Source organism: Clostridium sp. LS3 (assembly GCF_055330225.1).
Map to the genome: position 1 here is coordinate 2,625,591 of NZ_CM143921.1, position 12,977 is coordinate 2,638,567.

Annotated in this window: 15 protein-coding genes; 2 read left to right on the forward strand and 13 right to left on the reverse strand. The window is 25.6% G+C overall.

Annotated features, from left to right (window positions below; all coding sequences use genetic code 11):
- Position 1: 1 nt before the first annotated feature.
- The 3 genes from ACZJV1_RS12345 to ACZJV1_RS12355 form a co-directional block, all read right to left on the reverse strand.
- Entirely contained in the window at positions 2-775 is a 774-nt protein-coding gene (locus tag ACZJV1_RS12345) for a response regulator (protein ID WP_411168200.1), read from the reverse strand.
- 389 nt (positions 776-1,164) lie between these two features.
- A complete protein-coding gene (locus ACZJV1_RS12350; RefSeq protein WP_463650318.1) occupies positions 1,165-2,178 on the reverse strand; it encodes a pyruvate kinase in 1,014 nt (337 codons plus the stop codon).
- A gap of 157 nt (positions 2,179-2,335) precedes the next feature.
- Positions 2,336-2,773, reverse strand: coding sequence for a hypothetical protein (locus ACZJV1_RS12355; RefSeq protein WP_463650319.1), 438 nt, complete (start codon positions 2,771-2,773; stop codon positions 2,336-2,338).
- Positions 2,774-2,890: 117 nt separating this feature from the next.
- Between ACZJV1_RS12355 and ACZJV1_RS12360 the strand changes: the two genes are divergently transcribed.
- Positions 2,891-3,379, forward strand: coding sequence for a DUF4883 family protein (locus tag ACZJV1_RS12360; protein ID WP_460289305.1), 489 nt, complete (start codon positions 2,891-2,893; stop codon positions 3,377-3,379).
- A 64-nt stretch (positions 3,380-3,443) separates the two neighbouring features.
- Here the strand turns inward: ACZJV1_RS12360 and folK are convergent, their stop codons facing one another.
- The 7 genes from folK to ACZJV1_RS12395 all read right to left on the reverse strand — a co-directional run bounded on the left by folK (position 3,444) and on the right by ACZJV1_RS12395 (position 8,985).
- On the reverse strand, positions 3,444-4,259 hold the full coding sequence (gene folK / locus ACZJV1_RS12365; RefSeq protein ID WP_460289306.1) for a 2-amino-4-hydroxy-6-hydroxymethyldihydropteridine diphosphokinase: 816 nt from the start codon (positions 4,257-4,259) through the stop codon (positions 3,444-3,446).
- Between the two features lie 9 nt (positions 4,260-4,268).
- A complete protein-coding gene (gene folP / locus ACZJV1_RS12370) occupies positions 4,269-5,078 on the reverse strand; it encodes a dihydropteroate synthase (RefSeq protein WP_463650320.1) in 810 nt (269 codons plus the stop codon).
- Between the two features lie 179 nt (positions 5,079-5,257).
- Positions 5,258-5,731 (reverse strand): HD domain-containing protein, encoded by a 474-nt coding sequence (locus ACZJV1_RS12375; RefSeq protein WP_463650321.1) that lies wholly within the window; start codon positions 5,729-5,731, stop codon positions 5,258-5,260.
- 11 nt (positions 5,732-5,742) lie between these two features.
- Positions 5,743-6,297 carry a GTP cyclohydrolase I FolE gene (folE, locus tag ACZJV1_RS12380; RefSeq protein WP_463650322.1) on the reverse strand — a complete coding sequence of 185 codons (555 nt, stop codon included), beginning with the start codon at positions 6,295-6,297 and terminating at the stop codon, positions 5,743-5,745.
- Positions 6,298-6,308: 11 nt separating this feature from the next.
- A complete protein-coding gene (locus tag ACZJV1_RS12385) occupies positions 6,309-7,052 on the reverse strand; it encodes an aminotransferase class IV (protein WP_460289310.1) in 744 nt (247 codons plus the stop codon).
- Positions 7,052-8,401, reverse strand: a complete 1,350-nt coding sequence (gene pabB, locus ACZJV1_RS12390; RefSeq protein ID WP_463650323.1) for an aminodeoxychorismate synthase component I — start codon at positions 8,399-8,401, stop codon at positions 7,052-7,054. Before pabB ends, ACZJV1_RS12385 begins: the two co-directional genes overlap by 1 nt.
- Positions 8,398-8,985 carry an anthranilate synthase component II gene (locus tag ACZJV1_RS12395; protein WP_460289312.1) on the reverse strand — a complete coding sequence of 196 codons (588 nt, stop codon included), beginning with the start codon at positions 8,983-8,985 and terminating at the stop codon, positions 8,398-8,400. Before ACZJV1_RS12395 ends, pabB begins: the two co-directional genes overlap by 4 nt.
- 132 nt (positions 8,986-9,117) lie before the next feature.
- On the opposite strand from ACZJV1_RS12395, the gene ACZJV1_RS12400 reads away from it, so the two are divergent.
- A complete protein-coding gene (locus ACZJV1_RS12400; protein WP_460289313.1) occupies positions 9,118-9,954 on the forward strand; it encodes a PHP domain-containing protein in 837 nt (278 codons plus the stop codon).
- Here the strand turns inward: ACZJV1_RS12400 and ACZJV1_RS12405 are convergent.
- The 3 genes from ACZJV1_RS12405 to ACZJV1_RS12415 form a co-directional block, all read right to left on the reverse strand.
- The gene (locus tag ACZJV1_RS12405; protein ID WP_460289314.1) at positions 9,951-11,219 is read right to left on the reverse strand and encodes an MFS transporter; all 1,269 of its coding nucleotides are present in this window, start codon (positions 11,217-11,219) and stop codon (positions 9,951-9,953) included. The two genes, ACZJV1_RS12400 and ACZJV1_RS12405, sit on opposite strands and share 4 nt — an antisense overlap.
- Positions 11,220-11,320: 101 nt before the next feature.
- On the reverse strand, positions 11,321-12,538 hold the full coding sequence (locus tag ACZJV1_RS12410) for a MerR family transcriptional regulator (protein WP_460289315.1): 1,218 nt from the start codon (positions 12,536-12,538) through the stop codon (positions 11,321-11,323).
- Positions 12,539-12,690: 152 nt separating this feature from the next.
- A complete protein-coding gene (locus ACZJV1_RS12415) occupies positions 12,691-12,930 on the reverse strand; it encodes a phage holin (protein WP_463650324.1) in 240 nt (79 codons plus the stop codon).
- Between the last annotated feature and the right edge of the window lie 47 nt (positions 12,931-12,977).

Consider the following 12,977-nt stretch of genomic DNA (forward strand, 5'->3'; position numbering starts at 1 on the left):
TTTAATTTTTATTAAGCTTGTCTAATTTTTTTTGAAGATTATAGATTCTTATATTTGATTTTAACTTAGCTATAAACAATTCCTCATCTATTGGTTTAGTTATAAAATCATCTGCTCCACTATCTAGTATTTTAGATAAAGCTTTATTACTATCTAATGCAGTTACGGCTATTATTGATGCATCTATATTATTCCTTCTTATTTTTCTAATAAGGTCTTTTCCAAATTCATTCTTCAATATAATATCGATTAGATATATATCATATTTTTTTCCGCTTTCTGTTAAAGATTTCCCGTCTTTATAATAGTCTACATTAGTTATTCCTCTAGATTTTAATATTTCTTTTTCTAAATCTATAAAAAAATCATTATCTTCTACTATAGCTATAGCTACTTCTTGAAGATCCTTAATATACTCATCTTCTCTAAAAACAGTATCTAAATATTTTTTTATTTCTTCCTCTAAGTCTTTTTTTAATATGTACTCACTTATTCCAAGATTAATTAGGTCTTTTCTAGTATCTCCCATATCATCACTAGTTACTACAAATATAGGTATATCAAATTTTTTATCTATCTCTTTTATAAAGTCTTCGATACTTCCACATTTAGAATATAGTGATGTTATTATAAGACTAACATTTTGTGAATCTAAGATTTCTTTTGCTTCACAAAAATCTTTAACATTAATGTATCTATAACCCTTTTCTAAAACTATTCTCTCAACTAATTTAGAAAAGAAGCCACTTTGCTCAATATGTACTATATTACACATCTTATCTACCCCTTTTGCCATTATTTTAATTTTATTATACAGTAAAATCAAATATTTTTCTTTATTTTTTTAATATAATTTATTAATTTATTAACTTATTGATTTATTATTTACTTTATAATAAAAAAGTGGACACACGTAAGTTTGCTTATTCCGTCGCTTCGCTCCAAGTCAACACAAACTTACGTATGTCCACTTAAAAACTGAAGGAAGGAAATTATAAAAAGTTATCCACATAATAAACTTTTTATAATTTCCTAAAGAATAAAAAAGAGTGGTTATCCCACCCATTTATATACATATAAAAACAATAAAATCATTACTACGCCTAAAATCACCCACAATACTGAATTAATAATTGTTTCTATTTTTTTATCCATACAAAACTCCTATTCATCATAATGATTTATTGCACTTTTTAGAAATTTAACTGTTTGAATAGGTACTTTTCCTATAGATGTTTCTCCTGCTAATAAAAATCCATCAACACCCATTTTTACAAACTTACGAATACTTTCAATTTCTGATAAAGTAGCTGGATGTCCATTTTTCATACTATTTAATAAATGTGTTGCTATTATCACCTTTTTATTATTTCTTTTTATTATATTAATAGCTTTTTCTTGAAGATCTACAGCATTTAGAATTCCTGCTTCTGGAACTAAATCTCCTCTTCCTATAACTATTGAATTAGCTACTTTTAATATTTTCTCAAGGTTATTTATTCCTCTTGGTGTTTCCACCTTAGCCCATAAATCGCAACTATTCTTCTTAACTTCCTTAGAAATTAAATCTCTTACTAGATTTATATCATCTTCACTTTCAACAAATGATTGACATATAATATCTATATCGTTATTTAAAGCCCATAGTATGCTTTCTTTATCACTTTTACTTAAGCAATTTTTGTTATTATATATATTAGATAAATTGCATCCTTTTCCACCTCTTATAATTCCTCCTCTAAGAACCTTAGCCTTTATTAGCCCTTTATCTACTTCAATAATTTCAAAGTTCATTGAGTTATCCTTCATTGAAATGGCCTTTATATCACTTTTTATTATTTCTTCTGTCTCTATTGTTAGAGGAATAAGCTTCATTTCCTTAAGTTTTGAAATCTCAATAATTTTATAAAAATCCTCTCCACAAAAATATACTTCTTCTCCACTATAAATTTTATATATATAATCTAACTCTTTAGATACTCTTATTTTTTTTCCACACAAATCAACCAGTATATGTAAATCTCCTTTTATTTCTCTTGCTACCTTTACTACCTGCTCAAATTCCTCTTTATTAAAATGAGAACAATTTAATCTTAATATGTCTGCTCCATTTTCTATAAGTTCTTTAATAACCCATTTATCTGTAGATTTTGGTCCTATTGTTGCTATTATGTGCATAATACTCTCCCTATTATTGTTATTAATTATTTCTACTACGGAATCATTAATTTTATTACAAATATAAAATTATATAATTTCATAAAAATATGACATAAAACTATCTTTAGCAATTTTATGTCATATTTAAATCTCTCATAAACATTATTTCTCCAATTCATATTTCCAAATTAATTAATACATTAACTATCTCTTCTATATATAATTTTTCTATTGTACATTCATATTCTAAAGGTACTTTAATATATAAAGCTGGTGCATTTGTGTTCTTAAGTAAATAAAGATGCTCACCTATTTCACAAGTTATATTTTGAAAATTTTTACGAATAATATTTTTTACCATTTCACTACATTTTTTAGACTTTTCGTTGTTATCATAAAATATCTCGCATTTTGAAATATCTCTATTGAATTCTATTCCAATATAAAAATCTATATTAGTTATATTTGCTATTACTACTTTTTTTAATAATGCTTGTCCTTGATTTTTATTTTCCTCTTGTGATAAGTTTACAATGAAATTGCCACTTTTTTTTAATTCCTGTGAAATAGCATTTAGAACTTTAGTATTATTTATATCTATTCCGTATTTCACCCTTCCTCCAAGGAAAATTATTATTAATCTATACTATTCTCTTTTAAGTAAAAATGTTCTAAACTCTTTCTTTACAGAATAAGTTTATATATAACTTATTATTTTAGGAGGCATATCGTGAAGAAACATTTTATTACTTGTATCCTTATAATGCTGATAGTCTTTCTACCTGGTTGCAATATTAATACAGCTCAATACATAAGGCCAAATACCAAACCTAATATTAATTACTATACAAATGAAATACATGAAAGACTTAACAACAAAGAACCTTATAATATTAAAATTTTTGATTTAGATATATATAAGTATTATAATGTTAGTCAGGAAGAACATAGCATTTTACCTGAATTTATAGATTCTTTAAACGAAAAAAATTATGATGCTGAGGTAGAAAAAGGACTTGTTCCTCAATATAAGTTAATAATAGAATTTTCAGATGCAAAATATATTATAAATGCATATAATGATAAGTTAGTTTCCTTGTACCCTTGGGATGGAATTTATGAAGAAGATGTCATTTCAATGGAGGAAGTTTCAGATTATTATAATTTATATAAATTTTGTGAGTATATAAAAAAGGTGTCAAATGGATTTGAAGGTTAAAAAAGACAGTATATAGATCTTGTGTAAAATCAAAATCTATATACTGTCTCTAATATTTTAATTTTTAATTTTTAATTTCTTCTAGCATTCTAAAAACTCTTTTTTTATTTAAAGGATGTATCATATTAGGAGCTATTTCATTTAATGGAGCTAGCACAAACTCTCTTTCTTCCATTCTAGGATGTGGTATTGTCACAAAATCATCGCTAGTTATTAAATCATCATAGAAAATAATATCTAAATCTATTACTCTTGGACCCCATCTTATTATTCTTTCTCTCTTCATATCTTTTTCTATATTTAATAATAAAGTCATAAGCTCTTTTGGATTTAATATAGTTTTTATTTCTATAACAGCATTTTTAAAACTATCTTGATTTTCATATCCCCAAGGTTCAGTTTCTATTATAGTTGATATCTTTGATACTTCTATTTCTTTATTATCTTTAATTTTTTCTATTGCCTTTTTTATATTTTCTTCTTTTTCTCCAATGTTACTACCTAATGCAATGTAAGCCTTATGCCAGCTTCTATTTATTTCTATTGCTGCTGTATCTAAATGCCTACCTATTGGAGCCCATGGCTTTTTTAATAATACTTTTATTCCTTTAACTAAATCATAATTATATAATACATACTCTGCTATTTTTTCTGCTGCTGTTTCTATTAAATCATAGCTTTCCTTTTGAAACTCCTTCTCTATATTATGGCAAAGCTCTCCATAATGAACTGACTTTGTTAAATCACCATTCTTAGATGCTTCACTTAAATCAACATGGAGCTCTAAAGATAATATGAATTTTTGACCTAAGGACTTTTCTTCATTAAAAACACCATGATTTGCAAATATCTCTACATCTTTTAAATATAATTTATCCATAGTTCCCCCCTATTTCATTTTTAGTATTTTATCTGTCATTATACAAGCTCTTTTATTTTCAACAATATCATGTACTCTAATAATATTGCAGCCTTTCATTATTCCCATAACTGTTGTTGCTATAGTTCCTTCTAATCTTTTAGTAACTGGAAGATCTAATGCAAAACCTATCATAGATTTCCTTGAAGTTGCAAGCAATACTGGATATCCCATTTTAACAATCTTTTCTAAGTTATTCATAACAATTAAGTTCTCTTCATAGCTTTTAGCAAAACCTATTCCTGGATCTAATATTATATTTTCTCTTTTTACTCCTGCATCTAAGGCTATATTTATACTTTCTATTAAATCCTCTAAAACATCCTTCATTAGATTTGTATATGGTTTTTCTCCTCTGTTATGCATTAATATACATGGAATATTATATTCAGCAGCTACTCTAGCCATATTACTATCCTTCTTAAAACCCCATATATCATTTATTATATCTGCACCAGCTTTTATTGCTTCTTCAGCAGTTTTGCTTTTATAAGTATCTATTGATATTATAACATCTAGTTCTTTTTTTATAGCCTTTATTATTGGAACTACTCTTTTTATTTCTTCCTCTTCAGATACATATTCTGCTTCTGGCCTTGTTGATTCCCCTCCTATATCTATTATATCAACACCTTCTTCTACCATTTCCTTTGCTCTTTTAACAGCTTCTTCAACTTCGTTATATTTGCCTCCATCAGAAAAAGAATCAGGTGTTGCATTTAGAATTCCCATTAAATATGTTCTTTCATCTAAATTAATAACTTTATTTCCTATCTTCATGCTTCTCTCCCCTTAAGGCATCTTCAAAAAATAAATAAGTCAGAATGCTCGTCTATTTTGTGTTATACTGCGTCAACAGACCCCTTAGATAGTTCTACTATCTGCGGAACCTGTTTCCTTGTCTAACTCAAAATATACTTCCCATCTTTGACTTGTTATTTATTTTCATATGCCTAAGATTAATATTTTATAGTTTTATTTTTTTTATCCTCACTCCAATAGCACTCTTTATATGCCTTGCATTTAAAGCAATTTCTAGAGAGTTTATCACTTATGTATATAATTTTTGAAAGCTCATCTTGGCTTTCTTTTCTATGTTCTTTTATACACTTAATTATTAATTCTTTATCAGCTTGACTAAAAGTTGTGTCTTTTAATATTTCTAGTGCTATTATAGCACTTCCTTCATGATGGTCTATCCCTTCATTATATTGAAGTACTCTTCCTATATCATGTAATAATGCTATTGAATATATTACCTCTTTATTATAATTTAACCCTTTTTCTAATACATCTATATAGGCAATTCTCGCTACATCTAAAAAATGCTCGAGAGTATGATTACAAAATTCTCTTTCTTTTTCTAATTCATTAAGCTCATCTAATAATTCTTTATACTTTGTATGATTTAGAATTTTATTGACATTTTCCAAAATTCTACCTCCTACTTTAGTAAACTTAATACTTCTCTTCTTAACTCATAATCTTCTTTAAAGGAGCCCCTATATGTAGTAGTAACAGTTTTTGTTCCTGGCTTTTTTACTCCTCTCATAGTCATACACATGTGCTCAGCTTCAATTACAACCATAACTCCTTCTGCATCTAAATATTTCATTATAGCATCAGCAACCTCAGTAGTTAATTTTTCTTGTAATTGTGGTTTCTTTGCATAAACTTCAACACATCTTGCAAGTTTTGAAAGGCCTGCAACTTTTCCCTTTGGAATATAAGCAATATGAGCTTTTCCATAGAAAGGAACAAGATGATGCTCACACATTGAATAAAAAGTAATATCTTTTTCTAATACTAAGTCATTACCTTCAACAGTAAAAGCTTTGGATAATTCTTCTTTTACCTCCTTGCCTATACCTGAAAATATTTCTTCATACATTCTAGCTATTCTATCAGGAGTATCTAAAAGCCCCTCTCTCTCTGTGTCTTCTCCTATTCCCTCTAATATCAGTTTTACTCCTTGTAATATCTTTTCTTTATCTATCATTAATGCCCCTCCTAATTTTCTATTTTCAATTCGTATTTTTCTCTAATCTTTATTGTAACTTTATTTTCCTTTAAAATTTTATTATTAATTTTACTTATTCCCATTATGCCTAGTAAGCTATTTGTTATAAATATTTCATCCGATTCCATAACTTCATCTAAAGTTATTTCTTTTTCATATACCTCATAATTGTTAATTATGAAATCTCTAACTATTCCTGGTAAAAGTCCACTCCTTACGTTAGGTGTGTACACTATATTGTCTTTTACTATAAAAATATTAGAAGTACTTCCTTCAGAAATATATCCTTTTTCGTTTAAAAATAGAACCTCATCATATCCCTCTTTTAAAGCAGATTCTCTCTCTAAAATATTATCTAAATAATTTATAGATTTTATATAAGTTATTTTAGATGTAGAATTTCTAATAATATTTGAAGTTTTTAATGAAAAGCCTCTTATATAGTCCCCACTTTTATATAACACTTCTCTAGGCTCTAATATTATATTTTTTTCAGTTACAACTATTTTTAATGCACAATTTTGTATATTTATTTCTTTTATTATGCTCATTATATAATTTTCTTCTAAAGGTTCTCCTATTTTTAAAATCTTAATACCATTATTTAACCTATTTATATGCTCTTTTAAAAATATAGGGGTCTTTTTTATAAGTATAGTCTCAAAAACTCCTCTTCCAAAAAAGAACCCACTATCTATATAAGCTTTATCATTTTTATAAATTAAATTTCTCATTATAATACCCTCATTAATGCTTTTGCTTTATCTAGTGTCTCATTATACTCATCTTCCTCTATGGAATCGTAGGTTATTCCTCCTCCTACTCCAAAGTAAGCTTTATTATCTTTTTTTATAATAGTTCTTATGGCTATATTAAAATCTGCATTACCTCTAAAATCAAAATATCCTATAGAACCTGTATAAAAATTTCTTTTAACCTTTTCTAACTCTTCAATTATTTCCATAGCTCTAATTTTAGGAGTTCCTGTTATAGAACCTCCTGGAAAACATTCTTTTATGCACTTTACTGCTGATACATTATCTTTTAATTCTCCCTCTACAGTAGAAACTAAATGAAATACAGTTGCATATGTTTCAAGCTTAAATAATTCTGTTACCTTTACTGAATGTGGCTTACAAACCTTACTTAAATCATTTCTTTCAAGATCTACCACCATTAATAGCTCTGCTTTATCTTTTTCACTATTCATAAGCTCTAAACTATTTCTAAGATCCTCTTCTTTATTACTTCCTCTAGGTCTTGTACCTTTTATTGGTCTTGTAACTACCTTCCCTTTATTTATTTCCATAAATCTCTCTGGGGAAGAGCTTATTACTTGAAAATCTTCAAAATTCATATAAGCTGCAAAAGGAGCCTTGTTTATAGTTCTTAGCTTCTTATATATTTCAAAAGAACCCTCTTTGTTTTCTGTGTAAAATCTCTGAGTTAAATTAGCTATATACACATCACCACTTATAATATAATTTTTTAATTTAGTAATAGCTTTTTTATATTCCTCTTTTTCAAAGTTAGATATAAAAATTTTATTGCTTTCCTCAAAGGTTTCTTCTATTATTTCCCGGGCAAACTTTATCTTTTCTTCTATTAAATCAATTTCTTTATCCCAGTTATTATCACTAATTGATGTTATATATTGTTTATTTTTATCTAAATCAAAAATTATTATATTTTTATAAAATATAAACTTCATATCGCTTATATTAAAATCTTCACTACTCGTATTAGGAAGATTTTCTATAATTCTTCCTGTGTCATATGAAATATATCCTATTGCACCTGATATAAATGGAATATTATCATAATTCTTAGAATTACATTTATACTTATCTAAAAGCTCATCTAAAACATTAAATGGGTCTCCACTAAACAACTTTTTATTTATAAAAGTTTCTTTTCCTTTGGATTCAAAAATTAGAAATGGATTTATACCTATAAATGAAAATTTAGATAAAACTTTATCTTCTTTAGATGAATCTAATAATACTGTATTAACCTCATCTTTGAAAATATTATATACCTCAAGAGGATTAAAACTTATTTTTACTTCTCTTACTTTAATCATCTATACCCCCTTAAAGCTCTTGCTATATCTATAAAATTTTTTATTATTTTATGACCTTCCTCTGTCATTTCTGCCTCAGGATGAAATTGTACGCCGTATATAGGATATTCTTTATGCTTTACTCCCATTATTACTCTATCTTCTGTATAGCAAGTTACTTCTAAATCCTTACTAATATCTCTATCATCTATTATTAATGAATGATATCTTGTAACTCTTAATGGATTTTTTACATCTTTAAATATATCTTTATTTGAATGTTTAATATAGCTTATTTTTCCATGAACTGGTTCTTTCCCTTTAATTACTGAACTTGAAAAGTAGTGTCCTATACATTGATGTCCTAAACATATTCCAAGAATAGGCTTAACTCCTTTAAAGCTATGTATAATATCTAATGATATTCCTGCATCTTTTGGAGCTTTAGGGCCTGGAGATATTATTATTCCATCTATATCTAAGGACTTTATTTCTTCTATTGTCATTTTATCATTTCTATATATTAAAACCTCTTCACCTAGCTCTTCTATATATCTAACTAAATTAAACACAAAAGAATCATAATTATCTATCATTAAAAGCATAAATCTCCTCCATGTTTTGTGTTAAAAGTCATGTCATTGTGTTAAAATATTTTTAATGAATAAATTATATCATAATAATATAAAAGTTTGAAATTTAAACTTCTATATTATATTTATTGAAAGGAGCACTATATGTTTAAATGTGATTTACATATTCACTCTATTTGCTCTGATGGTAGATTTACTCCGAGAGATATAGTAAAGATGGCAAAAGATAAGAATTTAGACTATGTTTCATTAACGGATCACGATACATTAACTGGAATAGAGGAAGCTTTAAATGAAGCTAATAAACTTGGTATTAATTTTATCCCAGGTATTGAGCTATCAACAGAACACAATGGAGAATCAATTCATGTTTTAGGTTTTTTTAATAAAAGTACTTATAACAATCCTGAATTAAATAATATATTAAATGAATTTAAAGAAAAAAGAATTAGTAGAGCTTATAAAATTGTAGATAATCTTAAAAAATATCATAATATTGAAATTGATATAGATAAAGTTTTATCTAATGGAAAAGATACTATAGCTAGACCTCACATAGCTAAAGCTATAATAGATGCTGGATATCCTTATGATCATGAATATATTTTTAATAACTTTATAGGAAATAATTGTCCTGCTTATATTCCATCTACAAAACTTTCTACAAAGGAAGGTATTGAGTTGTTAAAAAAATATAATGCTTTAACTTTTTTAGCTCATCCACTACATGTTAGAAAAACGCCAATTGAAGATTTATTAAAGCTTGGGTTTGATGGCTTAGAAGCTATTTATTTTAGAAACACTAAAGCCCATACAAAAAGATTTTTAAAATTAGCTAAAGAAAAGAATTTATTTATTTCATGTGGTTCTGATTGTCATGGTATTCCTAATGATAAAAGTCATGGAAATGTTGGAGATGTGCATATCCCTCAAGAAGATTGGATACTTTCAATGTTAGATTGGTTAAAACTACAGGCTTAATTGCCTGTAGTTTCATTTTTTTTATTAGTGTAGTAATAAAACACAATGCTTATTAAAAGAACTGATATGCCACCTAAAATAATTATTATATAAGCCTCAATGTTTTGAAGTAAAACCCCAGAAATCAAATAAGAAAAAGGAACAACTATTTTCACTATACTTATTGTAATACTCATAGATCTAGCTCTATACTCCTCATCAATCTTAGTTTGCATATTATATGAAAATGGAATATCAACTAAAGATATACATACTCCCATAAAAATCATTACAATTGAATAATAAATAATATATATATTTGTATTATTTATGTTGTCTTCAAATAATAAAGGTATTGATAACAATATTATATTTATAGACATTAATATTCCCACTATAGAAAATATACTATTTATCTTATATCTTGATATTACATTTTTAACCACAAATGCTCCTACTATCATTCCTACAGGAATTGAACCTTGAATTATCCCAAAACCTTTTGATGATAACTCTAATATATTATTTAATATAATTGGCATAGGAATAGTAACTGAGAAAGATATAAAGAAGTTAAATATTATAAATATTATCAGCATATTGATAATATACTTTTGAGTTATTAAATACTTAAATCCCTCTTTTATATCTTTTATATAATTTATTTTATTCTTATCAATAAATATATCTTTCTCTTGGTTTTTAGAATATTTAAAATCAATAAATACTTCTAGAAATGCTGAAAATATAAATGATATTGAATTGAATAATATAAAGCTTTTTATATTAAAGGCGGAGAAAATTATTCCACCTATAATAGGGCCTAGTATAGATGATGTTGAGTCTATTATTCTACTTCCAGAATTAATATTAACTATTTTTTCTCTAGATACAATATTAGGTATAGATGCTCCTATACTGATATCAAATATTATATTTATACTTGTTATAACAAAAGTACTTAAATAAATTACCCCTATACTTAACCCCTTTAAAATACTAATTAAATATATACTAAATAGAAACAATCCATTTAATAAATCAGCTATAACAACTAACTTTTTCCTATCATATTTATCAGCAATTACTCCTGCAATTGGATTTAATATAATTACAGGTAATATACTTAAAATCAATGTAGTCGAAAAACTAAGACTAGATCCAGTTATCTTTAATACATATAAACTCATTGCAAAAGTATATATAGATGTCCCGAATATTGATATAAATCGTCCTATATAGAATAAAATTATATTTTTATACTCCTTATTTTTTAAATAAATCATTTAATCACCTCTAACTAAATTCTATAATATAGTCTCTACAAAACATCAATACTAAATAAAGTCTTTTTTTCATGAATATAATAAAAAAGGTAGGGTTAACCCTACCTTTTGCCAAAGAATAAATAGCTATATACTTCTTCATTATCTGAAAAATAGTCTTCATATACACTAGGCTTATTCAAATAATTTGATTTTATATCTGATATCATATTAAAGTTATTTTCTTTTAATTTGCTTTTAATGTAATTAATATTAAAATTCTTTCTATTTTCTTCTTTAATAGAATTAGTTAAAGAGAACTTTTTAAATAAAATATATGATAAGAAAACATAGGAATCTTCTTTTAAATATTTTAATATGTCTTTAATAGAAAAATCATTTTTATCAAACCAGTAGTTGCTACTACCTGCACAATCTAAAAGCAAATCAACAGATTCTCTTTTTATTGGAATAAATTTAAAATCTGTACAAATAAACATTATATTCTTTTTTACATTGCTTTTTTCAATTAAGTTTTTTAAATAAATGTGTTTTTGAATATCATTATCTATAGCTATATATAAACTGCTACTATCTAAATTATCATATAAGTTTCTTAAAAGAAATCCTAGTCCACTACCTATTTCTAAAATTACTTTATCTTTGAAATCAATATCACATAACTTGTTATATGTCCAATTCAAGTCTTTTCTAATATTTAAAATATGATTTTCATCTGTTTCTTTTATATAATTTTCGATAACATTTTTACATTTTTCACTATCTTTATTTATTAAATTCTCTTGTACAATTAATATTCCAGAATTTATTTTATATCTTTTTCCACATAAGCATCTTAAGCTTCCATCTAATATTTGATTGTTTTTTATATTTGCTTCTTCTAAATCTAGCTTCCCTCCACAATCAATACACTGTAATAAATCTAATTTTTTTATATCAACTCCAATATTAAAATTACTTTTTATTTTTCTTTTATTAATTTCACTTAGCTTATCAATTAATTTGGTTTCTATTATTTTTAACTCATCTATTCTTTTACTTATTTCTTCATTCTTTAGTTTAAATATATCTTGTAAGAATCCATTTTGTTCTTCATTACTAAGTTTTCCTAGTGTTTCATAAATAAATATAGACTTTATTTCATTTAATGTAAAACCTAATGATTTTAATTCTAATATATTAGTTAAGTCATCTTGACATTTCCTATTAAATTCATATTGAGCTCCTTTTTTATATGGTACAATAAGCCCTAAATCCATATAATGTCTTGTTGTTTCTATACTTATATTATTTATCTTGCTAAATTCCCCAATTTTCATACCAATTCTCACTTTATAATATTTTATTAAATTTTAAATTATGTCTATTTAATTTTATCTTTAAATGGTATCTATTTGCAAATATTTTTAATAAATAAAATAGAGATAATATACCCTTTACTTAAAATATAATATCTCTATAACTTAATTAATTATTTGTTTTTATCTTTTAATTCATCTTTATTAACCTTATCATCTCTAAACCATTTGCATTCAGTAGTAGGATTATTTAATATACCTAATGCAACTAATATAGATAACACAGTATTAGCTATTGCTTGATACCCTTCTGGTACTACTTTAACTCCAAATGCACTTAAAATCATGGGTATTAACGCAATTATAGAAACCCATAGACCATAATTTTTAAATCTTGACCAATCGAAGTTCATGATAAATACCTCCTGTATACTATATATTTTATTCACAAAAGTGTAGT